The organism is Pseudomonas mangrovi (assembly GCF_003052585.1).
Classification (GTDB): Bacteria; Pseudomonadota; Gammaproteobacteria; order Pseudomonadales; family Pseudomonadaceae; genus Aquipseudomonas; species Aquipseudomonas mangrovi.
Genome location: NZ_QASN01000019.1, coordinates 225,513 through 251,052, shown reverse-complemented (window position 1 = coordinate 251,052; position 25,540 = coordinate 225,513). Strand labels below are relative to the sequence as shown.

At 65.5% G+C, this 25,540-nt stretch carries 22 protein-coding genes; 11 read left to right on the top strand and 11 right to left on the bottom strand.

Annotated features, from left to right (window positions below; all coding sequences use genetic code 11):
- Window positions 1–45 precede the first annotated feature (45 nt).
- The 6 genes from DBO85_RS12230 to DBO85_RS12205 all read left to right on the top strand — a co-directional run bounded on the left by DBO85_RS12230 (window position 46) and on the right by DBO85_RS12205 (window position 7,181).
- Complete coding sequence (locus DBO85_RS12230; RefSeq protein WP_108107555.1) at window positions 46–657, top strand: YqiA/YcfP family alpha/beta fold hydrolase; 612 nt, start codon at window positions 46–48, stop codon at window positions 655–657.
- Window positions 658–672: 15 nt separating this feature from the next.
- Complete coding sequence (gene parE / locus DBO85_RS12225) at window positions 673–2,562, top strand: DNA topoisomerase IV subunit B (RefSeq protein ID WP_108107554.1); 1,890 nt, start codon at window positions 673–675, stop codon at window positions 2,560–2,562.
- Window positions 2,562–3,554 carry an esterase-like activity of phytase family protein gene (locus tag DBO85_RS12220; RefSeq protein WP_108107553.1) on the top strand — a complete coding sequence of 331 codons (993 nt, stop codon included), beginning with the start codon at window positions 2,562–2,564 and terminating at the stop codon, window positions 3,552–3,554. Before parE ends, DBO85_RS12220 begins: the two co-directional genes overlap by 1 nt.
- Window positions 3,551–4,075: a retropepsin-like aspartic protease family protein gene (locus DBO85_RS12215; protein ID WP_233356601.1), complete on the top strand. Its 525-nt coding sequence runs from the start codon at window positions 3,551–3,553 to the stop codon at window positions 4,073–4,075. The genes DBO85_RS12220 and DBO85_RS12215 overlap by 4 nt, the downstream gene beginning before the upstream one ends.
- An 8-nt stretch (window positions 4,076–4,083) precedes the next feature.
- Window positions 4,084–6,345 carry a DNA topoisomerase IV subunit A gene (gene parC, locus DBO85_RS12210; protein WP_108107552.1) on the top strand — a complete coding sequence of 754 codons (2,262 nt, stop codon included), beginning with the start codon at window positions 4,084–4,086 and terminating at the stop codon, window positions 6,343–6,345.
- A 128-nt stretch (window positions 6,346–6,473) separates the two neighbouring features.
- Entirely contained in the window at window positions 6,474–7,181 is a 708-nt protein-coding gene (locus tag DBO85_RS12205) for a PqiC family protein (RefSeq protein WP_108107551.1), read from the top strand.
- A gap of 72 nt (window positions 7,182–7,253) precedes the next feature.
- Here DBO85_RS12205 and DBO85_RS12200 read toward each other — a convergent pair whose 3' ends face one another.
- Both DBO85_RS12200 and DBO85_RS12195 read right to left on the bottom strand, forming a co-directional pair.
- Entirely contained in the window at window positions 7,254–7,823 is a 570-nt protein-coding gene (locus DBO85_RS12200; RefSeq protein WP_108107550.1) for a metal-dependent hydrolase, read from the bottom strand.
- A complete protein-coding gene (locus DBO85_RS12195; protein ID WP_108107549.1) occupies window positions 7,820–9,325 on the bottom strand; it encodes a histidine kinase in 1,506 nt (501 codons plus the stop codon). The genes DBO85_RS12200 and DBO85_RS12195 overlap by 4 nt, the downstream gene beginning before the upstream one ends.
- A 136-nt stretch (window positions 9,326–9,461) precedes the next feature.
- Between DBO85_RS12195 and serB the strand changes: the two genes are divergently transcribed.
- A complete protein-coding gene (gene serB / locus DBO85_RS12190) occupies window positions 9,462–10,676 on the top strand; it encodes a phosphoserine phosphatase SerB (RefSeq protein WP_108107548.1) in 1,215 nt (404 codons plus the stop codon).
- Between the two features lie 38 nt (window positions 10,677–10,714).
- Here the strand turns inward: serB and DBO85_RS12185 are convergent, their stop codons facing one another.
- The 7 genes from DBO85_RS12185 to DBO85_RS12155 form a co-directional block, all read right to left on the bottom strand.
- The gene (locus tag DBO85_RS12185) at window positions 10,715–11,788 is read right to left on the bottom strand and encodes an NAD(P)-dependent alcohol dehydrogenase (RefSeq protein ID WP_108107547.1); all 1,074 of its coding nucleotides are present in this window, start codon (window positions 11,786–11,788) and stop codon (window positions 10,715–10,717) included.
- Window positions 11,789–11,896: 108 nt separating this feature from the next.
- Window positions 11,897–13,966 carry an EAL domain-containing response regulator gene (locus DBO85_RS12180; RefSeq protein WP_108107546.1) on the bottom strand — a complete coding sequence of 690 codons (2,070 nt, stop codon included), beginning with the start codon at window positions 13,964–13,966 and terminating at the stop codon, window positions 11,897–11,899.
- Between the two features lie 60 nt (window positions 13,967–14,026).
- Window positions 14,027–15,814 (bottom strand): molecular chaperone, encoded by a 1,788-nt coding sequence (locus DBO85_RS12175; RefSeq protein ID WP_108107545.1) that lies wholly within the window; start codon window positions 15,812–15,814, stop codon window positions 14,027–14,029.
- Between the two features lie 129 nt (window positions 15,815–15,943).
- On the bottom strand, window positions 15,944–16,915 hold the full coding sequence (locus DBO85_RS12170) for an HPP family protein (protein ID WP_108107544.1): 972 nt from the start codon (window positions 16,913–16,915) through the stop codon (window positions 15,944–15,946).
- Entirely contained in the window at window positions 16,912–17,799 is an 888-nt protein-coding gene (gene asd / locus DBO85_RS12165; RefSeq protein WP_108107543.1) for an archaetidylserine decarboxylase, read from the bottom strand. Before asd ends, DBO85_RS12170 begins: the two co-directional genes overlap by 4 nt.
- On the bottom strand, window positions 17,796–18,617 hold the full coding sequence (locus tag DBO85_RS12160; protein ID WP_108107542.1) for a rhodanese-like domain-containing protein: 822 nt from the start codon (window positions 18,615–18,617) through the stop codon (window positions 17,796–17,798). The genes asd and DBO85_RS12160 overlap by 4 nt, the downstream gene beginning before the upstream one ends.
- A 74-nt stretch (window positions 18,618–18,691) precedes the next feature.
- Window positions 18,692–20,203, bottom strand: coding sequence for an HDOD domain-containing protein (locus DBO85_RS12155; RefSeq protein ID WP_108107541.1), 1,512 nt, complete (start codon window positions 20,201–20,203; stop codon window positions 18,692–18,694).
- Between the two features lie 120 nt (window positions 20,204–20,323).
- On the opposite strand from DBO85_RS12155, the gene motA reads away from it, so the two are divergent.
- On the top strand, window positions 20,324–21,175 hold the full coding sequence (motA, locus tag DBO85_RS12150) for a flagellar motor stator protein MotA (protein WP_108107540.1): 852 nt from the start codon (window positions 20,324–20,326) through the stop codon (window positions 21,173–21,175).
- Between the two features lie 57 nt (window positions 21,176–21,232).
- Window positions 21,233–22,246, top strand: coding sequence for a flagellar motor protein MotB (gene motB / locus DBO85_RS12145; RefSeq protein WP_108107539.1), 1,014 nt, complete (start codon window positions 21,233–21,235; stop codon window positions 22,244–22,246).
- A gap of 53 nt (window positions 22,247–22,299) precedes the next feature.
- On the opposite strand, the gene rsgA is transcribed toward motB, so the two are convergent.
- Window positions 22,300–23,331 carry a small ribosomal subunit biogenesis GTPase RsgA gene (gene rsgA / locus DBO85_RS12140; RefSeq protein WP_108107538.1) on the bottom strand — a complete coding sequence of 344 codons (1,032 nt, stop codon included), beginning with the start codon at window positions 23,329–23,331 and terminating at the stop codon, window positions 22,300–22,302.
- A gap of 121 nt (window positions 23,332–23,452) precedes the next feature.
- On the opposite strand from rsgA, the gene DBO85_RS12135 reads away from it, so the two are divergent.
- A complete protein-coding gene (locus DBO85_RS12135; RefSeq protein ID WP_108107537.1) occupies window positions 23,453–24,241 on the top strand; it encodes a class I SAM-dependent methyltransferase in 789 nt (262 codons plus the stop codon).
- 28 nt (window positions 24,242–24,269) lie between these two features.
- Window positions 24,270–24,812 (top strand): oligoribonuclease, encoded by a 543-nt coding sequence (gene orn, locus DBO85_RS12130; RefSeq protein ID WP_108107536.1) that lies wholly within the window; start codon window positions 24,270–24,272, stop codon window positions 24,810–24,812.
- Between the two features lie 64 nt (window positions 24,813–24,876).
- On the opposite strand, the gene DBO85_RS12125 is transcribed toward orn, so the two are convergent.
- Complete coding sequence (locus DBO85_RS12125) at window positions 24,877–25,518, bottom strand: oxidoreductase (RefSeq protein ID WP_108107535.1); 642 nt, start codon at window positions 25,516–25,518, stop codon at window positions 24,877–24,879.
- Window positions 25,519–25,540: the final 22 nt, after the last annotated feature.

The window sequence follows — 25,540 nt, the reverse complement described above, 5'->3', positions numbered from 1 at the left end:
CCGCCCCCGGGTTGCGCTGGTGTCCGCCCAGGCGCCGTTTCGTCCATGAGCACTTCCATCCTCTATATCCATGGCTTCAACAGCTCGCCCGCCTCGACCAAGGCGCGGCAGCTCGGCAGCCTGATGGATGCCCTCGGACTGGCTGATGCGCTGCGCGTGCCAGCGCTGGACAACCACCCGCGAGAAGCCCTGCAGCAGCTCGAGCTGGAGGTGGCCCAGCTGGGCCGTCCCCTTCTGGTCGGCAGCTCCCTGGGCGGCTACTATGCGACCGTTCTGGCGGAACGCCATGGGCTGCGGGCGCTGCTGATCAATCCGGCAGTTCGTCCATGGCGCCTCTTCGAAGGGCGTCTGGGTGAGCAGCACAACTTTCACAGCGGCGAGCGCTGGCAGCTGACCGCGGATCACCTGGCAGCACTCGAGCAGATGCAGGTGGCCCCGCCAGACTCAGTCTCGCGCTATCAGGTATGGTTGCAGACCGGCGACGAGACCCTCGACTATCGCCAGGCCGAAGCTTTTTACCGAAACTGCGCGCTGCGCATCCAGGCCGGCGGCGACCATGGCTTCCAGGGCTTCGTCGAGCGACTGCCGGCGCTGCTGCTGTTCGCCGGGATCGATCCGCGATGCTGGCAAGATTTCGATTTTTCCACCCTGAACTGACCGAAACGAGAATCCATGACCGCCTATAACGCAGACGCCATCGAAGTCCTCTCCGGTCTGGACCCGGTGCGCAAGCGCCCGGGGATGTACACCGACACCACCCGTCCCAACCACCTGGCTCAGGAAGTCATCGACAACAGCGTCGACGAGGCGCTGGCAGGCCATGCCCGTTCGATCCAGGTGATCCTGCACGAGGACAACTCCCTGGAAGTGCTCGACGACGGTCGTGGCATGCCGGTGGACATTCACCCGGAGGAGGGCATCCCCGGGGTCGAGCTGATCCTCACCAAGCTGCACGCGGGCGGCAAGTTCTCCAACAAGAACTACCAGTTCTCCGGTGGTCTGCACGGCGTCGGCATCTCCGTGGTGAACGCGCTGTCGACCCAGGTCGAGGTGCGCGTCAAGCGCGACGGCAATGAATACCGCATGACCTTCGCCGACGGCTTCAAGGCCAGCGATCTGGAAGTGGTCGGCACTGTCGGCAAGCGCAACACCGGCACCAGCGTGCGCTTCTGGCCGGACGCCAAGTATTTCGATTCGCCCCGGTTTTCCATCAGCCGGCTCAAGCACGTGCTCAAGGCCAAGGCGGTGCTCTGTCCGGGGCTGGAAGTCACTTTCAGCGACAAGAGCAACGGCGAAACCACTCGCTGGTTCTTCGAGGATGGTCTGCGCTCCTACCTGGCCGACTCGGTCGTGGAGTTCGCAAGGCTGCCGGAAACGCCCTTCACCGGCAGCCTTGCCGGCAACAAGGAGGCGGTCGACTGGGCGCTGCTGTGGCTGCCGGAAGGCGGCGAGGCGATCCAGGAAAGCTACGTCAACCTGATTCCTACCGCGCAGGGCGGTACCCATGTCAACGGCCTGCGCCAGGGCCTGCTGGATGCGATGCGCGAATTCTGCGAGTTCCGCAATCTGCTGCCGCGCGGCGTCAAGCTGGCCCCCGAAGACATCTGGGAGCGCATCGCCTTCGTCCTGTCGATGAAGATGCAGGAGGCTCAGTTCTCCGGCCAGACCAAGGAAAGATTGTCCTCGCGTGAGGCGGCGGCGTTTGTTTCCGGGGTGGTCAAGGATGCCTTCAGCCTCTGGCTCAACGAGCACTCCGAGCTTGGCCTGCAGCTGGCGGAGCTGGCGATCAGCAATGCCGGCCGCCGCCTCAAGGCGGGCAAGAAGGTCGAGCGCAAGAGGATTACCCAGGGGCCGGCGCTGCCCGGCAAGCTGGCTGACTGCGCGGGCCAGGACCCGATGCGCTCGGAGCTGTTCCTGGTCGAGGGCGACTCCGCCGGTGGCAGCGCCAAGCAGGCGCGCGACAAGGAATTCCAGGCGATCATGCCGCTGCGCGGCAAGATCCTGAACACCTGGGAGGTCGATGGCGGCGAGGTGCTTGCCAGCCAGGAGGTGCACGACATCGCCGTGGCCATCGGCGTCGACCCCGGCGCCGCCGATCTGTCCCAGCTGCGCTACGGCAAGATCTGCATCCTGGCTGACGCCGACTCCGACGGCCTGCACATCGCCACGCTGCTGTGCGCACTGTTCGTGCGGCACTTCCGCCCGCTGGTGGATGCCGGGCATGTCTATGTGGCGATGCCGCCGCTGTACCGCATCGACCTGGGCAAGGACGTTTCCTACGCCCTCGACGAGGCCGAGCGTGACGGCATCCTCGAGCGTCTGACCGCGGAGAAGAAGCGCGGCAAGCCGCAGGTCACCCGTTTCAAGGGCCTGGGCGAGATGAATCCGCTGCAATTGCGCGAGACCACCATGGACCCCAATACCCGGCGTCTGGTGCAGCTGACCCTGGATGACTACGAGAACACTCGCGAGATGATGGACATGCTGCTGGCGAAGAAGCGCGCCGGTGATCGCAAGGCCTGGCTCGAGTCCAAGGGCAACCTCGCCGAGGTGCTGCTCTGATGTCCGTGGCCCTGCGACCGCTGCTGGCCGGCGTGCTGCTGGCGCTGAGCGGCCTGGCCGCGGCCAGTGAGCCTGCGCAGCTGACGCTGCTGGCCGAGCACCCGGTGGAAGGCATGCGCGGCGGCAACCTGTCCGGGCTGGCCTGGTGCGGCGACGCGCTGCTGGCGGTTTCCGACCGTGACGATGACCGCATCTATCGATTCGATGTTGCCGTGGAGGGCGTCTGGCAGGCGGAAGTCGAGCCGCTGGCGGCCCCTCCCGCGCCGCTCAGCGGTCTGCCCTGGGGTATGCGCGTGCGTAACGGCCTGGCCGGCATGCTGCGTGGCGGCGAGTTGGACTTCGAGGGCATCAGTTGCGATGCGATGGGTAACCGCTATCTGGTCAGCGAGTCGAAGGTCGCTGTTTTGCGCGTGCCGCCCGCCGGTACGCCGCAGTGGTTGCCGTTGCCTGCAGGCGTGGTTCGCCAGGCGCGGGCGAGCGGCATGCTGTTGCAGGCCAATGCGATGTTCGAAGGTATCACCGTGGACCCGGCTGGCGAGCGACTGTGGCTGGCGGCCGAACGCCAGCGACGGGGCCTGCTGGTCGTGCATAACCGGCGCGGCAGCTGGGCCTGTCGCGGTGGTTGCGTGCTGATGGCCGAGGGCGGTGATGAGCTGCCCCCGCCAGCACTGGGCAACCGCGCCCGGGCGAAAGACTTTTCCGCTCTGGCATTTCACGGCGACAAGCTGTTCGTGCTCGAACGCCTGGCCCATCGCATCTGTCGGCGGCATCCGGCTACCGCGGCGGTGGAGCGTTGCTGGTCGTTCAGCGAAGTGGCGCTGGCCGACTCTCGACGCTACGACTCGCCGTATGGCCTGGTCGAAGCACTGGAGGTGGATGAGCAGGGCGCCTGGCTGGGCGTCGACAACAACGAGCGCAGACGCGCCGATGGCGAGCTGCGCCCGGTTGTCTGGCGTCTGGCGGCACCGGCCAAGGGCTGGCTGCAGCAGTGAGCGAGCAGCAGCAGGGCCGCGGCGTCGGCAAGGGGATGATGATTCTGGCCTGGATCGCCGGTCTGGTGCTGGCGACCCAGCTGTTCGGCATGTGGGAAAAGTCCCAGCGCAACCCGAACGCGCGACCGGCCTCTTCCCAGGGCAGCAATTACGTCGAAGTACGGCTGCTGCGCAACGGCCAGGGGCATTTCCTCGCCAATGGCGGCATCAACGGCCAGGAGGTGCTGTTCCTGCTCGACACCGGCGCCACCGATGTCGCGGTACCCGAGCGGCTGGCCTCTCAGCTCGGCATGCGGCGCGGGGTGGCATTGCAGCTGAGCACCGCGAACGGCGTTGTCACCGGTTACCGTTCCCGTCTCGACAGCCTGACCCTGGGTGACATCCAGCTGCGTGACGTGCGCGCGGTGATCGCGCCGGGCATGGACGGCGACGAAGTGCTGCTCGGCATGAGCGCGCTCAAACAACTCGAATTTACCCAGCGCGACGGCACTCTGGTGCTGCGCCACTACACGGACCATTGAGGCCGCAGATGAGCGATTCACTCGACCTGAGCCTGGAAGGCGTCGAACGGCGGTCCCTCGCCGACTTCACCGAGCAGGCGTACCTGAACTACTCCATGTACGTGATCATGGATCGCGCGCTGCCGCATATCGGCGACGGCCTCAAACCGGTGCAGCGGCGCATCATCTACGCGATGAGCGAACTGGGCCTGGACGCCGACTCCAAGCACAAGAAGTCGGCGCGTACCGTCGGTGACGTGCTCGGCAAGTTCCACCCGCATGGCGACAGCGCCTGCTACGAGGCGATGGTGCTGATGGCGCAGCCGTTCAGCTACCGCTATACGCTGGTCGACGGTCAGGGCAACTGGGGGGCGCCGGACGATCCCAAGTCCTTCGCCGCGATGCGCTATACCGAGGCGCGGCTGTCGCGTTACTCCGAGGTGCTGCTGTCGGAACTGGGCCAGGGCACCGTCGACTGGGTGCCGAACTTCGACGGCACCATGGACGAGCCGGCGACCCTGCCGGCGCGCCTGCCCAACCTGTTGCTCAACGGTACCACCGGCATTGCCGTGGGCATGGCCACCGACGTACCGCCGCACAACCTGCGCGAAGTCGCCAGTGCCTGCGTGCGCCTGCTGGATGAGCCGAATGCCACGGTCGAGCAGCTCTGCGAGCACGTCCAGGGGCCGGACTTTCCCACCGAGGCGGAAGTCATCACCCCGCGTGCCGACCTGCTGAAGATCTACCAGACCGGCCGGGGCTCGGTGCGCATGCGCGCCGTGTATCGGGTCGAGGATGGCGACATCGTCGTTACCGCGCTGCCGCACCAGGTCTCCGGGGCCAAGGTGCTGGAACAGATCGCCGCACAGATGCAGGCCAAGAAGCTGCCGATGGTTGCCGACCTGCGTGACGAGTCGGACCACGAGAATCCCTGCCGCATCGTCATCATTCCGCGCTCCAACCGCGTCGACGCCGACGAGCTGATGACCCACCTGTTCGCCACCACCGATCTGGAGTCGAGCTACCGGGTCAACACCAATGTCATCGGTCTGGATGGCAAACCGGCGGTCAAGGACCTGCGCACCCTGCTCAGCGAGTGGTTGTTGTATCGCGTCGGCACCGTGCGCCGTCGCCTGCAGTTCCGCCTGGACAAGGTCGAGCACCGCCTGCATCTGCTGGAAGGCCGCCTGATCGCCTTCCTCAATCTCGACGAGGTGATCCACATCATCCGTACCGAGGATCAGCCCAAGCCGGTGCTGATGCAGCGCTTCGGTCTCACCGATGTGCAGGCCGAATACATCCTCGAAACTCGCCTGCGCCAGTTGGCGCGGCTGGAAGAGATGCAGATCCGTGGCGAGCAGGAGGCGCTGGCCAAGGAGCGTGACAAGCTGCAGAGCCTGCTCGGCAGCGAAGCCAAGCTGAAGAAGCTGGTGCGCCAGGAAATCCTCGCCGATGCGGAGAAGTACGGCGACGCGCGGCGCTCGCCGATCGTCGCCCGCGCTGAAGCTCGCGCCCTCAGCGAGACCGAGCTGTTGCCGACCGAGCCGGTCACCGTGGTGCTGTCGGAGAAGGGCTGGGTGCGCTGCGCCAAGGGTCACGACATCGACGCTGCCGGCCTCTCCTACAAGGCTGGCGACGCCTTCAAGACGGCGGCGGCAGGGCGCTCCAACCAGTTTGCGGTATTCATCGACTCAACCGGGCGCAGCTATTCGCTGGCAGCCCATTCGCTGCCTTCGGCACGCGGCCAGGGCGAGCCGCTGAGCGGGCGTCTGACGCCGCCGCCGGGCGCCAGTTTCGAGTGCGTGATGCTGCCCGAAGACAGTGCCCTGTACGTGATCGCATCGGACGCCGGCTACGGTTTCGTGGTGAAGGGCGAGGATCTGCAGGCCAAGAACAAGGCCGGCAAGGCGCTTCTGTCGCTACCGGGAGGCGCGCGGGTGGTGATGCCGCGGCCGGTGAGCAGCGTCGAGAACGACTGGCTGGCGGCGGTGACCACCGAAGGACGTCTGCTGGTGTTCAAGGTCGCCGATCTGCCGCAGCTGGCCAAGGGCAAGGGCAACAAGATCATCGGCATCCCGGGCGAGCGTGTCGCCAGTCGCGAGGAATACCTGACCGACCTGGCGGTGCTGCCGGCGGGCAGTACCCTGGTGCTGCAGGCGGGCAAGCGCACGCTCTCGCTCAAGGCGGATGATCTGGAGCACTACAAGGGCGAGCGCGGCCGACGTGGCAACAAGCTGCCGCGTGGCTTCCAGCGCGTCGACGGTCTGCTGGTCGAGCCGTCCGGCGCCTGAGGTGCGCTATCGGCACGCCAGTATGGAGTCTGGCCGCACTTTGGCGGATGATACGCCGCCCCGGCCGGACGGCCTTCTGTGTGCGATATCAAGCTGATATCACGGACCGAGCGGATGATTCTCAATCGATGAAAGTGCTGCGCTTACCCCTTCTCCTGGCAACCCTCTCGCTGCTGCAAACCGGTTGCGCGCTGATCCAGCAACCGGTGTCGCTGTATCGGCTCGATGCCGGCGAGGCCGCTGCCGTGCCCGAGCAGAGTGGCGAGCTGGCGGTACAGTTGAATGCCCTCGGAGTGGCGGAGTATCTGCGCGGTGAAGCACTGTTGCAGCGCCAGGCCGATGGCTCGCTGGTAGCCGCGCGCGACGCCCGCTGGGCGGGACCTTTGTCGGTGGAGTTGTCCGAGCAGGTGCTGGCCCAGCTGGCCTGGCGCCTGAACACCCGCAAGCTGGTCTCCGAGCCGTTGCCGGCAGGCTTCAAACCGGATGTGCAGGTGGGGCTGGAGATCACCCGCCTCGATTCGGGCCCGACGCAACCGGCGGTGCTGGAGGCGCGCTGGCGACTGCAGGATCGTGATGGTCAGCTGCAGAGCAGTCGGGTGGTACGACTGGTCGAGGAGCATCAGGGCAGCCCGGCGGATCAGGTGCGTGCGCAGAGCCAGCTGATGCAGCGGTTGGTGTCCCAGCTGGTGGACGAGATCCGGCCGATCACCGAGCAGCCGGTCAAGGTCGCGGAACCTGCGCCCAAGCCGGCTCCGCCGAAGCCGCCTGGTGCCACCGAGCGCGGTCCGCTGATGCCGGTGCCAATTCGTACCGACGTCGAGGTTTTCCGTTTCTAGACACGTCTGACACGACGCCTCCCGAGCGTGCGCGGGCCGCTCGGCCTAGCCGTTGGCTGGGCTGGCGGCTTCTCAGGCCGGCTCGGTGCGCGTTCTGCGCAGCCAGGCCCAGCTAGTGCGCAACAGCATGCCGGTCAGGGTCAGGCCCAGGCAGGGCGCCCAGATCCAGCGTGCTTCCGAGCTCAATACCTGCCAGGCGCGCGGGCTCAGGCGACCCTCCACGATGAAACCGTTCAGGAAGGGCGACACCTCTATCGGCCGCCATGGCAGGAAGTGGCGCTCCTGACTCAGCGGCCACAGCCAGGCGACACCCAGACCGCCATCGGTGAGGGCATCGAGCAGGCTGTGCGAGAGCGTCGCCAGCAGGATCCAGAGGCCGGCCTTGAGCGGGCCGCAGCGAAACAGCCGGCAGCTCAAGGCGCCGGCGAGGCCGCAGAATCCGGCGAACAATAGGGAGTGGCTGAAGCCGCGGTGGCCGAAGGCGTCGGCGTAGGCAACGCCCAGCTTGAAGGCGAGCATGTCGGCGTCCGGCAGGCAGGCGAACAGCACACCTGCGAGCAGCAGGCGCGGCGGGATGAGGTTGCTGCCCAGCGCCAGCCCCAGAGCCAGGGCCGGCAGCGGATGGGTGATGAGGGTGGTCACGGCTGAGCCGGCGGCTCGCGGTGCGGGCTGTCGCTGCCGGTGCGTTCCTGCATGCGCGCCAGCTGGCGCTCCAATAGCGACGGATAGGGGTCGAGCAGGCGCTCGATGCAGCTGGCGCCCTCCGGGCTCGCGATGCCACGCACGCGGGCGCGCTGAAGGACCAGCGGGTCCTGCGCCACGGCGCGTTCGACCAGCAACAGGTTGCGGCTGTGCTGGGACAGCGCCAGGGCATCCTGAACCTTGTCGTGCAGCAACAGGTCACCCTGACCAAGCTCAAGCATGTCTTCGCCGCGGGTGAGTCCGAGTTGCAGCTGCAGGGTGATACCGCTGTCGGCGACTTCGATCTGCAGGGCATGGCCAAGGGCGCGCATCAGTTCGCCGCAGCAGATTGCGTGGGTCAGGTAGTCCTCGCCGCTGTCCCGGCTGTGGAACAGCACCAGGCTGCTGCCGTCCTTGAGCGTGTGCAGTTCTGCCTGATAGAGATTGGCGGCCTGCTCGAGGCAGTCGCGGTAGCTCTGCAGCAGCTCCATCAGACGCGTGCGCGGCAGTCTGCGCAGTTGCTCCTGGGCGCCCAGCTGAACGGCGAGTATCGCCGTTTCACCGGTTTCCGGTTGCGGTTCCGGTTCGACGAGCCCGGGGGGGCTTTGCTCGACGTCGGCGAACGCGTCGTCCTCATCGAAGTCGGGCTCGTCGTCGAGCAGCGGCACCTCGTCGTCTGCATCCGCATCCGTTGACTCGTCGTAGTCATCGGCAAAGTCCGGTTTCAGCTCTGGTTCCTCCGCCGCTCGGGCAGGGCGTGGCCGCTCGACGACCAGACGGCTCTGCAGCTGTCGGGCAAGGTCGCCGATCTCGTCCTGGCGGCCGGAGCCGGGTGCCGGGTCATCGGGGTCGCGTAGCCAGAGCCGCAGTTGCATCAGCGGTGTGGCCAGCTGGCGGCCGAGGCGCATGCTCAGGGCCAGGGTCAGGGCCAGCAGGATCAGGCTGAGGATGCCCATGCTCTGCAGGCTGATGGTCATCGGCTGCTGGAACTGGCGCATGTTCAGCGTCAGGCGCAGGTGCCCGGCGATCACTTCCTGGAAGGTGATGTCGGTGGAGTACAGGCCATTGGCTTCGCCCAGTACGGACTGGGTAGGGCGTGCACCCGCTTCGGCCAGCACGCGACTGTCACCGCCCACGCTGTAGATCGCGGCGTGGGTAACCAGAGGGTTGCGTACCAGATTGGCTAGCAGCACGTTGAGGCTGAGGATGTCGTTCGCCACCAGCAGCTCGCTGGCGGAGGCGCTGGTCTGGATGATCAGGCTCTCGCCGATGGCGTCCGCCTGCTGCTGCATGGCGTGCTTGAACTGCATGCCGATGACCCAGGCATAGATGATCAGCGCGAGGGCGACCAGCAGCAGGCTGTGGCAGGCGATTCGTAGCGCGAGAGAGACTCTGCGGCGGCGCAAGGCATTGAAGAGCTGCAGGAAGAAGTTGTCGTTCTTGACGGGGTCGGGCCGGTTCACGCGCGCGGCTCTTGTGGAATGAATTGGCGCGCAGTATACCCAGCGCCCCGGTAGCGGCAAAGCGCCGCCCGTGCCCGGACGTTGTCGAATGCGGTTAGAATGGCCGCCATTTTTCCACTGCTCTGGAGGGCGCGCCTTGCGCGAAATCGTCCTGATCAACATCACCGGCGAAGATCGTCCGGGTCTGACCGCCGCGATCACCGGCGTGCTCGCGCAGGGTGGGGTGAACATCCTCGACATCGGCCAGGCGGTGATCCATGACACCCTCTCGTTCGGCATCCTGGTCGAGATCCCGCATACCGAGCAGGCGTCCTCGGTGCTCAAGGACGTGCTCTTCACCGCCTACAAGCTCGATCAGCAGGTGCGCTTCACACCGGTTTCCGAAGATGACTACCAGCAATGGGTCGGCGGGCAGGGCAAGACCCGCTACATCGTCACCCTGCTGACGCGCAAGGTCACCGCCGAGCAGCTGCAGCGGGTCAGTTCGATCACCGCGCAATACGGTCTGAACATTGATCATATCGACCGCCTGTCCGGGCGCATGCCGCTGGACACTCCGGCCGATCAGGGCAAGGGTTGTATCGAGTTTTCCGTGCGCGGCGAACCCTCCGATCCGGCAGCCCTGCGCGCGGACTTTCTCAGCGTGGCCCAGGAGCTGAACGTCGATATCGCCTTCCAGCGCGACAGCGTGTATCGGCGCAACCGGCGCCTGGCGGTGTTCGACATGGATTCGACGCTGATCGAGGCGGAGGTCATCGACGAGCTGGCCAAGGCCGCTGGCGTCGGTGATCGGGTCTCAGACATCACCGAGCGGGCGATGCGCGGCGAGATCGATTTTCGCGCCAGCTTCACCGAGCGCCTGGCACTGCTCAAGGGCCTGCCTGAATCGGCGCTGGAGCAGATCGGCGCCTCGCTGCGTCTGACCGAGGGCGCCGAACTGCTGTTCGCCGAACTCAAACGCCTGGGCTACAAGACCGCGATTCTTTCCGGCGGCTTCAGCTACTTCGCCAAGCAGCTGCAGGTGCGTCTGGGGATCGATTACGTCTTTGCCAACGAGCTGCAGATCGAGGACGGCCTGCTCACTGGCGTGGCGGTCGAGCCGATCGTCGATGCCCAGCGCAAGGCCGACCTGCTGCGCCAGCTGGCCGAGCAGGAAGGCTTGCGCCTGGAGCAGACCATCGCCGTCGGCGACGGTGCCAACGACCTGCCGATGCTTGGTCTGGCCGGTCTGGGCGTTGCCTTCCGCGCCAAGCCGCTGGTCAAGCAGTCGGCCAAACAGGCGATTTCCACTCTGGGCCTGGACGGTATTCTCTACCTGCTCGGATTTCGCGATCGGGAAGGCACCGAGTAGCCAGGAGCCAGCGGCAGGCCCGGTGCGTGCCGCTGTCGTCAGGGTTTGATCGCCACCTTCAGCACGCCGTCGCGCTGGTTGGCGAAAAGTTCGTAGGCGTCGGTGATGTTGCTCAGCTCGTATTGGTGCGTCACCAATGCGCCCAGGTCGACGCGGCCGGAAGCGACCACGTTCAACAGCCGGCGCATGCGCTCCTTGCCGCCTGGGCACAGCGAGGTGACGATCTTGTTGTCGCCCAGGCCTGCATGAAAGGCGCCCAGCGGGATGCTCAGGTCGCTTGAGTAGACGCCGAGGCTGGACAGCGTGCCGCCGGGCTTGAGTACGCGCAGCGCATTTTCGAAGGTGGCCTGGGTGCCGAGCGCCTCGATCGAGGCGTCCACGCCGCGGCCGCCGGTCAGTTTGAGGATCTCGTCCACCACGTCGACATTGCGATAGTTGAGGGTGACGTCGGCGCCCATCTTCCGGGCGATATCCAGGCGAGCGTCAACGCCGTCCACCGCGATGATGGTGCTGGCTCCGCGCAGCTTTGCCCCGGCCGTAGCGCACAGGCCTATGGGGCCCTGAGCGAAGATCACCACTATGTCGCCGATCCTGATGTTGGCAGCCTCGGCGCCGGCGAAGCCGGTGGACATGATGTCCGGGCACATCAGAACCTGTTCATCGCTGAGACCGTCCGGCACCGGTGCCAGGTTGGCCTGGGCGTCTGGCACCAGGACGTAGTCGGCCTGGGTGCCGTCGATGCTGTTGCCGAAGCGCCAGCCACCCATGGGTTTGTAACCGTGGCAGCTACAGCCGCCGTCCTGGGAGGACAGGCCGTCCTGGCTGGCGTAGGAGGAGAAGTCCGGGCAGATCGCGCCGGCGATCACCCGCTGGCCTTCCTGGTAGCCGCGCACGTTGCGCCCGAGCTTTTCGATGATGCCGACCGGCTCGTGGCCGATGGTCAGGCCCTTGGCGACCGGGTATTCGCCCTTGAGGATGTGCACGTCGGTGCCGCAGATGGTCGTGGTGGTGATACGCACCAGTGCGTCGTTCGGGCCGACCTCGGGGATTGGCTTGTCCTGCAGTTCGATGCGACCGGGTTCGACGAAGACGGCGGCTTTCATCATGGGCATGAGCGTGACCTCTGACGATGGCGGGTCAGCTCACTCTAGATGATGGCAGCGCAGGGGTACTGATCAGGGTCAAGTCGGCAGCCGGAATCGCCCGGCTGCCGCCAGGAATCACTCCTCGCCGGAGGAGAAGTCGTAGTCCATCGACTGGCTGGGGCCCTGCAGGTAGTGGCCCTGGATGTAGTTGACCCCAGCCTGCCAGAGGGTAGCGAGGACGCTGGCGCTTTCGACGAAAGGCACTATGGTCAGCTTCGCCTGGGCATGCAGGCTGGCCAGAAGCGTCTTGAGCGCCTCCTGGTTCTCCGGCTTGCCGAGGTCCTGGGAGTAGGAGCCGTCGATCTTCACGAAGTCCACGTGCAGGTGCTTGAGGGTATTGAACGGGTTGATCGCGCCACCGAACTGGTTCAGGGCCACCTTGCAATGCAGCTCGGCAAGTCCCTGGGTGAGCGCCTTGGCCTGCTTCAGATAGGTCACCGCATCCGGTTCGTTGAACTGGAACGTCAGGGCGTCGGCCGGCAGTCGCGCGGCCTTGAGCGCGACGCTGAGCCAGGGCAGCAGTGTCTGGTCCTGCAGGCTGTTGGCCGACAGGTGGATGAACAGACGCGTGTCGTGGCCCTTGGAGCGGTGCTCGGCGAGCAGCTTCACGGCATTGAGGATGACCCAGCGGTCAATCTTCTCGGCCAGTCGCGCTTCCTGCGCCGCGGCAATGAATTCGGCAGCTGGCACTTCCTCGCCTTGCGGATTGAGCAGGCGCAGCAAGACCTCGTAGTTCTCGTTGCTGTCGCCGCGCAGGCTGATGATCGGCTGGAACAGCAGGCGGAAGCTGTTCTTCTCCAGCGCATGCTGGATCATCGCCACCACGTTGCCGCGGTTGGCCGCTGCGGCCAGTTCCTCGGCCGGGTCGTACAGGCGCAGGGCGTTGCCGTCCTGCAGCTCGTCCGCGCAACGGTGGGCGCGATCCAGTACGTCCTGAGCGCGCGCGGTCGTCTCGTTGAGGCCGGCGACACCGATCGACAGGGTCGTCTGCAGTGTCCGGCCGTTGATGTCGAACAGGTGCGCCTCGACCTTCTTCAGTAGCGCCGCGAGTTGCGGCCTGGCCTGCTCCGGCGTCAGCCCCGGCTGCAGGACGCCGAAGACGTCGTCGCCAAAGCGCGCGATCGGCGTATTGGCCGGGAAATGGCTGCGCAACAGGTTGGCCAGATCCGCCAGTAGCAGATCGATGCCGGACAGGCCAACTTCAGCCTGCAGGTTGGCGTAGCGGTCGATGCGCAGGTAGGCCAGGCTGTGCGCCTCGCTGGATTTCACCGCGCGCTCGGCGGCCTGGTCCATCAGCTCGAGGAAATGGGTGCGGTTGAACAGGCCGGTGACCAGATCCTGAGTGCTGATCTCGCGCAGACGTTCTTCCAGTTCGGCGTTGTCGGATTCGGCGCGGATCACCACCTGGATGCAGGGCTCGCCGTCGTAGGTGGCGGGCGAGAAGCTCATGCGCGCCGGAAAGCTCTGGCCGGAGGCGGTGACGCCGGTGCAGGACAGCTCGGCGCTGCCCTCGGCGTTCTGGTAGTTCTTCAGGAAGTCCTTGAAGCGTGCCTGGTCGCCGCAGTCGATCAGATCGATCATCGGCATGCCTTCGAGCTCGTCGGCGTCTTCGTAGGCAAACAGCGCCAGGTAGGAGCGGTTGGCATAGATGTGCATGCCGTCATGCACGTAGGTGATGGCGTCGACCGAGCTGTCAAGCAGCAGTTGGCAGCGTTTCTCTGCTTCGCGCAGCGCCACTTCGGCAGCGCGGCGACCGCGGCGCTCTTCCAGGTTGTTCAGCTCGCGATTGGCGACCAGCAGCAGGCGCTCGTCGTCGCCCTGCGGCAGCGCATCCTGGGCGCCAAGGGTGAGCGCTTCGGTGATGCTGTCCGGATCATTGTCGGCCAGCAGCTGGATGGCTGGGATGTCTTTCGACTGGCGACGAATTGCGGTAATGGCTTCGGTCGGGTCGAGATTTTCGCTGCTGGGTGCGGTGATCAGCAGGTCCCAGGGTTGTTGCAGTACATCGGCCAGGTCGTCGCTCGACGTCAGGCGATGGACGCGGGTTGCCCGGCCGGAGTTGCGGAAAAGGCTGACCAGCCGTTCGGCCTCGTTCTGTGAGTCTTCGAGGATCAGCAGGCGAATGGTTTTCTTGTCAATTGGCATACATAAATGCTTGGGAAAGCGCCGAAAGGAGGCTAAAAGGCGACAGGCGGTGGCCGGAATCTACAGCGTGTGCCATAGCGAGTCAAAGTCTTCGTCCCCGCCAGCAGATTGCTCTTTCCGGGCTGTGACGGGCGTCCCTTGTGGGTCGCTCATGCCGCCCAGTTCGTGGTACTCGAACTGGTTGATGCAGCCGGTGCTCGACTGCCTGCGGGTCAGCAGCGCACGAACCTCGACACCCTGCTGATTGATCATCACCTTGTGTCCCTGCTGGAACGGCAGGCGCGCGGTAATAAGACTCGCCGGACGGGAGATGGCCGGTATGGCGGGTAGCAGCAGGGCGCGCAGGTACTGGCTGTCCTGCTCCTGCTTGCGCAGCAGCTTCAGCCCGCATGGCTGGGCTGTCGGCGCGATCAACTCGATGCCCATCTGCGTGCCGCCGCCGCGAACCTGGCGGACCCAGCGTACCAGCGCTACACCCCAGGCGAGACGCGCGCGGTCCTCGATGCCGATCAGCTCTCCCGCCTGCAACTGGGCGGGCACCTCGGCAGGCCAGCTCAGGCAGTAGCCCCCGGGGCTCTGGTTGACGATGCCGACCTGGTAGCTGGGAAAACTCTCATTCGGATCCTGCTCGGTCTGGCTGTTCTGTTCACCCGGCTTGCGATACTGGATGTCGCTCAGGTGCATGCCTTCGTCCCAGTCGATCGGCTGTGCGTCGAAGGCAGTCGACCAGACGTCCTTGGGCCCGCCGTGGGCAAAGCTCGCAGGTCCCGGCTTGCGTTCCTGCTTGAGGGTCTGGTGGAAGCTGAGACCGCCGGCGAGCTGAAAGTGCAGTGCACTCATGCCGATGCAGAGGGTCAGCTCGCCTTCCGCGCCGCTGCGCTGGAAGGTGCGTTCGGAAATATCTCCCCAGGCGGCGACCAGGTGCTGCAGCAGATCGTGACTGAAGCCCTGTGGAACGGGCAGGCGCGCCTGGCTGCTCTGCTCCTCCGGTAGCAGCAGGAAGTGACTGATGGCGTCGACCAGAGGGTGGGTGTCCAGGCCGATCAGGCCGGTCAGTGCTTCCGGCTGGAACAGCGAGCGGTAGCGCGGCGGACCATCCTGGTGCGGCGCCACCAGGAATAGGCTGGTCGCGGCATCCGCCGGTTGCAGGCGCAGCATGTGGCTCCATTGCGGTAGTGCGCCGGCCAGGCGCGCGATGGAACTCTGGCGCAGCTGGTTGGTTCGCGCGCAGCCGAGCAGCAGGGCGGCTGCATAGGTGCGCTGGACATCAATCTGGTGCTTCTCGTGCGCGGTCGCCGGAACGCTCTGCTGGGCCACGCGAAAATCCTGAGCGATCTGGTAGAGCTGATGCAGCTCGAACCAGAGGCTCTCCGGCACCGGGCAGTAGAGCAGGCAGGCTCTTTCGAGCTGCTGATAGAGAGCAACGGTGGCACGCTGCAGGGCAGTAGCGAGGATGGCGGGGCGTGCCTTGCCTGCCTCGCCAACCACCACCAGCTTGTAGCCGGCTGCCAGATTGTTCTGCAGCGCCTGGCAGAGCGTGGCGACCTTGCGTGCGCGTTCGCCGAGCACGATCGGCTGATTGGTGAAGTACTTTTCCAGGCTGCGGCAGACAAAGTCGGTTTCCGGGCGCAGCAGTTCGAGCATCTGCAGGCGCGTGTCATTGCTCAGCTGGACCTGATTCAGCTCCACCAGAGCCTGGTAGAGCTGCTTTGCCGTCTCGCCGATGTTGGCCTTGGGCAGGACGGCAATCCAGCGAGCGAGGTCGCGCGGACTGTTGTCGCAGAACGAGAGATGCTGCTTCTCCGGTTTCGGAACTCGCAGCAGCAGGTCAGGGCTCTTCTTGTCCATCAGGCGTGATTGCTCCAGCGGCGCGGGCGGTTGGGTCTGTCCTTGAAGGCGTGCTTTGAACTCTAGCAGCATCGGCGTACGGATGCGCTTTACGCAAGCTGTGAGTCCCGCTGGTGCCGGGAGTTCTGCTCAGCCCTGTGCTGCGGCTGCACGCGCCGCCGATTCGCCGGGCGCTACGCGCACCCAACCGTCGGCCTCTGCCGCGACGGCATGCTTCGCCCAACTGGCCAGTTCGTGGCGCTTGCATACGCCGGTACTGCCGCTGCCCGCTCCGGCCACGGTCTTGTAGATCACCTGATCGCGCGGGCGAGCTCCGCCAGGTGCGTCGATGACCTGGCGGACTCCCCAGTGGCTGCCCGGCAGTGCGTTGCTGTAGCAGCCGCCAAGCAGGATGTCCGCTGGTTGCAGTGTCTGGGTCTGGGCGTGTTCCTGGGCGAGCTGGAGAATCTCCAGCAGGTCGTCGAAGGCGATGTCGATGTAGGAGTCGACCTGGCGCAGTGCGTGGTAGAAGTCCTCCGGTGCCAGTGCTGCGGTATTGCGCAGCGGCTCGGGTTGGCGTGCCAGGCTTGCGGGGTAGCGGCGCCAGGGGAACAGGCTGTTGAACAGCACGGCAACCAGCAGGATCACGCCAACGTTGAGCAGGACCGGGCTGAGGACGAAGCCGTAACCCAGTGCCTCGATCGCCGGTCCGCCGACCACGGCGCACAATGCGGTGGCGCCGCCCGGAGGATGGATGCAGCGGGCGTAGTGCATCAGCAGAATCGCCAGCCCTACGGCCAGGGCGGGGGTGAAGAACTCCCCGGGCCAAAGCAGCTGGCAGCTCACACCGACCAGCGCAGAGAGACTGTGTCCGCCGAGCACCGCCCAGGGCTGCGAGAGCAGTCCATGAGGGACGGCGAACAGCAGCACGGCACTGGCGCCCATTGATGCGATGACCCAGAGCGCGCTGTCCAGCGGCAGCAGCCAATGGGTCACCGCGTAGATCAGCGCTATGCCGAGAAAGGCTCCGAGCGCGGAAAGCAGCTTCTCCAGGTGGCTGGTTGAATCGCTGCGCCAGCCGAGCAGTTGCGCAAGGCTGCTGGAGAGGGATTGCCCGCTCATGCCTGCGCGGTTTCGTTCTCATCTGGTCGCGCGGCGCTGCTGAGCGACTGACCCATGCTCACCGGGCCGGTGGCGATCAGCTCCTGCGCCCAGCGAACCTGCTCTGCGCCGAACAGCAGGATCACCGTGGAGCCCAGCTTGAAGCGGCCCATCTCGGCGCCTTTTGGCAGATGGACAGGCGCGCGCGCGGCTTCGTCGTAGCGGAAGGTCTTCAGTTCGCGCCGCGGTGGTGTGACCAGCCCGGCCCAGACGGTCTCCACGCTCGCCACTATCATCGCGCCGACCAGCACCATGGCCATCGGGCCGCGCTCGGTATCGAAGATGCAGACGACTCGCTCGTTGCGGGCGAACAACTCCGGGACGTTCTGCGCGGTGGTCTGATTGACCGAGAACAGTCGGCCGGGAACGTAGACCATCTCGCGTAGAGTGCCGGCCAGCGGCATATGCACCCGATGGTAGTCACGCGGCGAGAGGTAGATGGTGGCGAAATCACCGCCCATGAAAGGTGCTGCGCGTTCGGCGTCGCCGCCGAGCAGTTCGAGCAGGCTGAAGCTGTGGCCCTTGGCCTGGAATATCCGGCCATTCTGGATCGGGCCGAGCTGGCTGATGGCGCCGTCGGCGGGGCAGAGTACTGCTTCGGGCGAGGGATCGAGGGGGCGCGCGTCGGCCTTCAGTGCGCGGGTGAAGAAGGCATTGAAGTGTTCATAGGCATCCAGGTCCTCGACCAGCGCCTGGCTCATGTCGACGTCGAAGCGGCGGGCGAACCAGCGGATGAAGGGCCCTTTGATCCAGCCAATGCGGCATTCGGCAATGCAGCCGGCCAGGCGCGAGAGCAGATGGTGCGGCAGCAGGTACTGGCTGATGATGAACAGACGATCTTTCACGATTGAACCTCTATCGGGGTCTCGGGATGGTTGCCCCATTCGCCCCAGGAGCCGGCGTAGGCTTTCAGGCGCGGGTAGCCCAGCGCCTTGGCGACCAGGTAGGTGAAGCCGGAACGATGGTGGGTCTGGCAGTGGGTGATCACTTCCTTGTCCGGGGTTATGTCCAGTGCCGCGAGGATGTCGCCCATGTCCTTGCGGATGCGCAGCGCACGCTGGTTGTCCATGCCGGCGGTCCATTCGAAATTGACTGCGCCAGGTATGTGACCGCCACGCGCGGCGAGCACTTTCTCGGCCCGGTACTCCGCAGGCGAGCGGGCGTCCCATATCGCCAGGTCTGCCGCGCCCAGGCGTGATTGGAGGTATTCGCGGGTAGCCGTGGGTGTCGGGTCCAGTGTCAGCGACAGCGTGCCGCTGAAGGCTGGCGGTACATCCTGTTCCAGCGGGCGATCTTCTTCCCGCCAGGCATGCAGGCCACCGTTGAGGTAGTGATAGTGGCGGTGGCCGATCACGTCGAGCAGCCAGATGAAGCGTCCGGCCCAGCCGCCGCCTTCGTCGTCATAGACCACGTACACCGCGTGAGGGTTGTGGCCAAGCTCGGCGAACAACTGCTCCAGCTGCGCCTTTGGTGGCAACAGGCCGGGGGCGGGTGGCTGGCCCAGTTGCGTACGTTTGGGGTCAACGAAGCGAGCGCCGCGGATATGCCCTTCGGCATAGCGGGCAGGACTGGTCAGATCGATCAGGATCAGCTCGGGGGCGTCGAGGCGTGCGGCCAGTTCTGCCGGCTCGAGCAGCAGGCCGAGCCCGGAAAACACGGACATGGAGGTCTCCTGCGGATATAGATGGGGGGCGATTGTAGCGGAAAGCACGCGGCCTGGCGGGCGTTGGCTGCGCGCTACTGACGGGCGCGTGCGGCGAACTGGGCCAGGGCACGTTCCACGCATTGGCAGGTCTTGCCCAGCGCCTGCAGCTGGGTTTCGCTGAAAGGCGCGCCGTTCATGTCGGCAACCAGCAGCATCACCACGCGACCGCGGTTGGCCAGTGACTGCAGCAGCAGATCTTCGCCGGAGAACAAGGCTTTGATCGGACCGGGAATGAAGGCCGAATAGCGCGCCATGTTGCTCGCATTGAGACGCAGCTGGTTCGGTGCCTCCAGCAGTTTGCGCAATATCTGGCTCTGCGCCACGAGCAGAGACAGATTGGTCCCCTGGTCACCCAGGCCGATGCTCTGCTGGCAGAGCAGGCGGTTGCGCTCGCGGTCGGTGACCAGCAGTGCCAGGCGTTGCACGCCGCTGGCGTGCAGTGCGTCCCTGGCGCAAGCGGTCAGTTGCAGCACGTTGGCGAAGGGGCTGGGTTGGCGCAGCAGTTGTCCGCAGTGTTCGCGCCAGGCCTGCAGGTTGGTCTTGACCTCCTGCTTCACTACAGGCCTGCACAGATGCTGCGTGCCGCTCGGCCAGAGTAGCGCCTGGGCCGGATGCCAGAGCCCCGGCTGACTGTGCAGCTGGGCGCTGCGTACGGCCTGCTGGTGAACCAGTTGCTGGATATCGGCGAGTGGCAGTTGCAGGTAGAGGCCGGTAAGGCGCTGCCAGCGCAGATTGTGCAGGTCGCTCCAGCATGCATGGGCGGCCAGAGCGATGCCGTTGGCGAGCAGTACCGTGTTGGCTGGCTGGGTCAGCCAGCGGCGCAGGGCTGGGTCCTGGTCGAGCAACTGCTGCTGATGTAGAGGATGAAGATCGTCCCTGGCGATATGCAGGGCCTTGACCAGCAGGCGCCGGTCGCTGCCCAGCAGGCGGTAGCCCTGGACTATCCACTCGGGCAGGCTCCAGTGTTCGGCAAGGGCTCGACACAGGTCGCGCACCGGCACGCCGAGCAGTTCGCGCTCGACCCGCTCGGCCGGCTCGCCATCGATCATGACTCGCTGTTCCCAGGCCTGGATCAGCTCCGGGTAGGCGCAGGCCAGCGGCCAGAGCGGCGCCATGAACAGCAGGCTGCACCAGTGGATTTCCTGCCAAAGGCGCGCCAGGCGGCTGCTGAACAGGCCGCTTGCCTGTTGCGCGGCGTGCTGGCTGATCAGCGTCAGCTGGCGCAGCTGCAGGGGGATTTCGTGTTCGGCAACCCTGGGTACCTTGCGCAGCAGCGCTTCGCAGCGCGCGACGCCGAGCCGGGTCAGGGCGACTTCCAGGCTCACTGCAGGCGAGGCGGCGTCGCGGTTCGCTTCGCGCATCAGAAGCAGCGCCAGCGCCGGGCTGCGTTGTATGACCTCGGCGATGTCGCGCATCGAACGACGGCTGTCGGCGAGGGTGCGGCCGATCTCGAGATGGCTGCCTTCGGCAATCGGCAGGCGAATGGAGTCCAGGTGCTGGAGCCAGGCATTCAGACTGCGGGGCAGGGTGCTGGGAATCGACATGTCGAGATACGAGCCGAACTGGCTTTTCAGCGGGACAGGCTATAGTCTGGCGCATATCTCCCGATAAGTAGAAGGGCTGTTTCCAGGGCCCCTCAATCCGTCTGCACAAGTTCTCTCTCTATGGCAAAAATAATCGGCATCCTCGTGGTTATCGGCAGCGTGCTGGGCGGCTTCATTGCCTCCGGCGGGCAGGTCATGGCGCTAGTGCACCCCTTCGAGGTGCTGATCATCGGTGGTGCAGCGCTGGGCGGGTTCCTCCAGGCAAACCCGGGCAGCACCTTCATGATCGTGTTCAAGAAGTCGCTGAAGATGTTCAGTTCGCGCTTCACTCACGCGTATTACCTGGAAGTGCTCAAGCTGATCTACGAGATCCTCAACAAGAGTCGTCGCGAGGGGATGATGGCCATCGAGGCAGATATCGAAGAGCCGACCGCGAGCCCGATCTTCAGCAAGTATCCGGCGATTCTGAAAGATGAGCGCATGACGGCCTACATCTGTGACTACCTGCGGATCATGTCGTCGGGCAACATGGCCCCGCATGAGCTGGAAGGCTTGTTCGACATGGAGATGAACAGCCTCAAGGAGGAGCTGGAGCATCCCGCTCACGCCGTTGCCAAGATTGCCGACGGTCTGCCCGCCATGGGTATCGTGGCTGCGGTGTTGGGTATCGTGATCACCATGTCGATCCTCGCCGAGGCCGACAACGCGATGATCGGCTACAAGGTGGGGTCGGCCCTGGTCGGTACTTTCCTCGGTATTCTTGCGTCCTACGGCTTTTTCGGGCCGCTGTCATCCGCGCTGGAGCACGACGCGAAGGAAGAGCTGAACGTCTACGAGGCGATCAAGGCGAGTCTGGTGGCCTCCGCATCGGGCATGCCGCCGACCCTGGCGGTGGAGTTCGGGCGCAAGGTCCTCTATCCCGCCCATCGGCCGACCTTTGCCGAACTCGATCAGGCGATGCGTGGCGCTTGATCGTAGCCCGCCGCTGGCGCATTGAAACTCACCATAGAAGCCATCGACGCCTGAAGCATGGATAACAACCAGCCAATCATCGTCAAGCGCGTCAAGAAGATTGCCGGCGGCCATCATGGCGGGGCGTGGAAGATCGCTTTTGCCGACTTCGCCACGGCGATGATGGCGTTCTTTCTGGTCATGTGGCTGATGACTACCGCGACCCCCGAGCAGAAGCTGGCGATTTCCGGCTACTTCCAGGATCCGGTTGGTTTCAGCGAGGGCGCCAGTCCTTACGTCATCGATCTGGGCGGGACGCCGGTGCTGGCGCCGGACAAGACGCTGAATCCGGAAGTGCGCGACACCCTCTCCGAGGAAAAGCCCCAGGACCCCTCCGATGACGTGGTCGAGAGCATGGCCGAGCAGATCGAGCGCGAGCGTCTGGAGTTGCTGCTGCAGGAGCTGCAGAACAAGGTCGAGGACAATCCGCAACTGAACAAATTCAAGGACCAGATCCTGTTCGAGATTACCCAGGATGGTCTGCGCATCCAGATTCTGGATGCCGAGAATCGCCCCATGTTTGCGTTGGGTAGCGCCCAGTTGCAGCCCTATTTCGAAGACATCCTGTTGATCATGGCGGATACCATCAAGGATGTACCGAACAAGATCAGTGTCAGCGGGCACACCGATGCCAAGCCGTTCGCCAGTGGTGGCGGAGACTTCGGTAACTGGGAGCTCTCCGCCGGGCGCGCCAACGCCGCGCGGCGCACCCTGGTGGCGGGCGGTTATCCGGAAGAGCAGGTCGCACGTGTTGTCGGCTACGCCTCCTCGGCGCTGTTCGACCGCAACGATCCGCTGAATCCGGTCAATCGACGCATCGACATCACTGTCCTGACCAAGAAGGCTCAGCGGGCCATCGAAAGTGAGCAGGACGGCGAGGAGGGCGAGGCGGACGGCGAGGTCGCGCCAGGTGCGTCCCTGCCGTCGGCGACACCGGCGGGGACAGGCGAGCCGCTACAGCCGCGTGAACTGCGCGAGCGTCTGAACATCTTCGAGGAAGGCGCGCTGCGTTTCGACCAGCCGGCACCTTGAGGGCCATGGCGAAGATGAGCCGGTGCACGGCTGGGTCGGTCGCTGAAGTCTGATCAATAGTCCGGTTCGGGCAGGCTGGCGAGGATCTGCCGGTAGCTGTGCATTCTCTGCTCCTGGATACGACCCTCGGCGAGTGCGCCGAGCAGCGCGCAACCCGGTTCGCGGTCGTGCTTGCAGTCGCGGAAGCGGCAGCGGCCGAGCAGATCGGCGAACTCGATGAAGCCGGCTTCCACGTCATCACGACTGACGTGCACCAGGCCGAACTCGCGGATACCCGGTGAGTCGATCAGATCGCCGCCGCGGGGAAAGTGGAACAGGCGCGCGGTGGTCGTGGTATGCGTGCCCTTGCCGGTCAGCTCCGAGAGTGGCCCGACGCGGGTGTCCACCTCGGGTAGAAGACTGTTGACCAGCGATGACTTGCCCACTCCCGACTGTCCGACGAAGACGCTGATGCGACCGTCCAGCCGCTCCTGCAGCGCTTCCAGGCCGCCACCCTCGCGGGCGGACACCTCCAGGATCGGATAATCCAGCTGACGATAGACATCCAGCAGGCGGTTGAGCGCCGCTTCGTTCTGCGCGTCCAGCAGGTCGGCCTTGTTCAGCAGCAGCAGTGGTTTGATGCCGGCGTGCTCGGCGGCCACCAGGTAGCGGTCGATCAGGTTGCCATGGGGTTCGGGCAATGGCGCGAAAACGATGACGATCAAGTCGACGTTCGCTGCCACTGCCTTGAGCTGGCCGCGGCTGTCCGGTCGACAGAGTTCGCTGTGGCGTGGCAGCTGCGCAACGATCACGCCGCCGCCCTGGCTGTCCGGGCGCCAGACGATCCGGTCGCCGGTGACCAGGGCCGGCAGGTTGGCGCGGCGATGGCAGCGAAATATCTGTCCGGCGAGTTCGCCGTCCAGCGCCTCGACCTCGAGCTGCACACCAAAGTGCGCGATCACCAGGCCGTTCTGCTCTTCTCCCAGATCACCACCCTGCAGTTCGGCGTTCACCCGCGACTCGCGCTTGGCTGCGCGGGCGGCGCGCTCTTCCTGGATCTTCTCGATGCGCCAGCCTTGGCGTCGGGTGAGGTGGCGTTTGGCCATGGGGATTCCGCGACTGTGAAGTGGCGGCGAGTCTAGCATGCGGCCCGTGCGCCAGCGGTGCTGGACGTGCCGCCGCAGCCGATGTTTTGATGGCCTCCCTTTTCTTGCCGTTGGAGCAGGCGTGCGTTTTCTGCCGATCTTTCGTGCGTTGCTGGCGCAACTGCTGGTGCTGGCCTTGCTGGCAGTGCTGGTGCTGATCCTGACACGCTTCGATCTGCGCTTTCCGCTGGCGGCAGTGGCGCTGCTGCAGGGCCTGGGTGCCGCGCTGCTCGGCTGGCGCCTGGGACTGTCGCGCTGGTGGCTGCCGATCAACTTCGCGTTTGTCCCGGCGTTGTTGCTGGCGCAAGGGCTGGCGCTGCCAGGCTGGCTTGCGCCCCTGGCTTTCGCGTTGTTGCTGTTGTTGAACTGGAACAGCGCGGGCGAGCGGGTGCCGCTCTACCTGACCGGACGCCGGACCCTGCAACAGCTGCAGGCGCTGTTGAGTGAACGTGACGGAGGTGGGCGCTTCGTCGACCTTGGCTGCGGTCTCGGCAGTGCGCTTTGCCCGCTGGCGAGAGCCTTTCCGCAGAGGCAGTTCCTGGGCGTGGAAACCGCGCCGCTGAGTTTTCTGATCGCCTGGCTGCGCAGTCTGCCGTTGCGCAACTGCAAGGTCCGCTATCGCAGTCTCTGGGCGCAGCCGCTGGACGAGTTCGAGGTGGTCTACTGCTTTCTCTCGCCCGAGCCGATGATGCAGCTGTGGCAGAGTGCGCGCACCCAGATGCGTGCCGGCAGCTGGCTGATCAGCAACAGCTTCGCGATTCCCGGAGTACCGGCCAGTCGCACGCTGCAGCTGGAGGACTGGCGTGGCTCCCGGCTGCTGCTCTGGGAAATGCCCGGCGCCGAGCTCGCCGCCACCGACCCGGCCGGCTAAACTGCCGGCTCCGCCGGAGGAGAACATCATGCAGAACCCGCAGAACCTGATCTGGATCGACCTGGAAATGACCGGCCTCGATCCCGAGCGGGACCGCATCATCGAGATGGCCACCATCATCACCGACAGCGATCTCAACGTACTGGCGGAGGGGCCGGTGATCGCGGTACACCAGAGTGACGAGACCCTCGCCGGGATGGATGAGTGGAACACCCGAACCCATGGCCAGAGCGGCCTCACCCAGCGGGTGCGCGAAAGCCGGATCAGCGAAGCCGAGGCGCAGGCGCAGACGCTGGCATTCATCGAGCAGTGGGTGCCCAAGGGCAAGTCGCCGATCTGCGGCAACAGCATCGGCCAGGACCGTCGCTTTCTGGTGCGCTACATGCCGCAGCTGGAAGACTACTTCCACTATCGCAATCTCGACGTGTCCACCCTCAAGGAGCTGGCGTCACGCTGGGCGCCGGCGGTGCGTGACAGTTTCGTCAAGACCGGCACCCACCAGGCGATGGACGACATCCGCGAATCGATTGCCGAGCTGCGTCACTACCGCGAGCATTTCCTGCGCGTATAGCGGCTGCGGCCGTGGCCGTCGTCCGGCTCGTGCGCGAACGACAACAGCCCAGGGCATCGTCGACTCAGCGGCCGAGACGGCGCAGATCGTCGGACTCGACCACCCGCACACCCTGGTCTTCTTCCAGGGCCAGGCGCCAGAGCGCGCGTGCCAGGACGCAGGCGTCGATGCCGCGATACTTGCCTGGCAGCCAGCGCGCCAGCGGCGCGGCGAGGCGCTCGGCCAGCCGCGGCTCGCTGCGCTCACCGAGCAGCAGCGACGGTCGGACGATGGTCAGCTGCGGCCAGTCCTGCGCCTTGAGCGCTTCTTCCATCTCGCCCTTGACGCGGTTGTAGAAGATTCCGGATGTCGGATTGGCGCCGATCGCGCTGATCACCAGCAGGTGCCGCGCATCCAGCTCGCGGGCGCGCGCGGCGAATGCCACCACCAGATCGCAATCCACTGCGCGGAACGCCTCGTTCGAACCGGCCTGCTCGCGGGTAGTGCCCAGACAGCAGAATGCGGTGTGGACCGGGCCGTCGAGCTGCGGCAGCAGCTGCAGCAGCTCGCCAACCGGGTTTTCCAGGTGCGCATGGCCGGCCAGAGGGCGCCGGCTCGGCGCCAGGACGCGGGCGACCGTCGGCTCGTTGAGCAGGCGATCGAGCAGATGCTCGCCGGTGAGTCCGGTGGCGCCGGCGAGCAGAATATGCTGGGGCGTCAGATACATGATGTCTCTCCAGGCGTGTTCT

Bases quoted from the DNA above. Each gene is read 5' to 3' on its own strand.
- DBO85_RS12230 (WP_108107555.1), top strand. From the start codon at position 46: ATGAGCACTTCCATCCTCTATATCCATGGCTTCAACAGCTCGCCCGCC.
- parE (WP_108107554.1), top strand. From the start codon at position 673: ATGACCGCCTATAACGCAGACGCCATCGAAGTCCTCTCCGGTCTGGAC.
- DBO85_RS12220 (WP_108107553.1), top strand. From the start codon at position 2,562: ATGTCCGTGGCCCTGCGACCGCTGCTGGCCGGCGTGCTGCTGGCGCTG.
- parC (WP_108107552.1), top strand. From the start codon at position 4,084: ATGAGCGATTCACTCGACCTGAGCCTGGAAGGCGTCGAACGGCGGTCC.
- DBO85_RS12205 (WP_108107551.1), top strand. From the start codon at position 6,474: ATGAAAGTGCTGCGCTTACCCCTTCTCCTGGCAACCCTCTCGCTGCTG.
- DBO85_RS12185 (WP_108107547.1), bottom strand. From the start codon at position 11,788: ATGCCCATGATGAAAGCCGCCGTCTTCGTCGAACCCGGTCGCATCGAA.
- DBO85_RS12180 (WP_108107546.1), bottom strand. From the start codon at position 13,966: ATGCCAATTGACAAGAAAACCATTCGCCTGCTGATCCTCGAAGACTCA.
- DBO85_RS12175 (WP_108107545.1), bottom strand. From the start codon at position 15,814: ATGGACAAGAAGAGCCCTGACCTGCTGCTGCGAGTTCCGAAACCGGAG.
- DBO85_RS12170 (WP_108107544.1), bottom strand. From the start codon at position 16,915: ATGAGCGGGCAATCCCTCTCCAGCAGCCTTGCGCAACTGCTCGGCTGG.
- DBO85_RS12160 (WP_108107542.1), bottom strand. From the start codon at position 18,617: ATGTCCGTGTTTTCCGGGCTCGGCCTGCTGCTCGAGCCGGCAGAACTG.
- DBO85_RS12155 (WP_108107541.1), bottom strand. From the start codon at position 20,203: ATGTCGATTCCCAGCACCCTGCCCCGCAGTCTGAATGCCTGGCTCCAG.
- motA (WP_108107540.1), top strand. From the start codon at position 20,324: ATGGCAAAAATAATCGGCATCCTCGTGGTTATCGGCAGCGTGCTGGGC.
- motB (WP_108107539.1), top strand. From the start codon at position 21,233: ATGGATAACAACCAGCCAATCATCGTCAAGCGCGTCAAGAAGATTGCC.
- rsgA (WP_108107538.1), bottom strand. From the start codon at position 23,331: ATGGCCAAACGCCACCTCACCCGACGCCAAGGCTGGCGCATCGAGAAG.
- orn (WP_108107536.1), top strand. From the start codon at position 24,270: ATGCAGAACCCGCAGAACCTGATCTGGATCGACCTGGAAATGACCGGC.
- DBO85_RS12125 (WP_108107535.1), bottom strand. From the start codon at position 25,518: ATGTATCTGACGCCCCAGCATATTCTGCTCGCCGGCGCCACCGGACTC.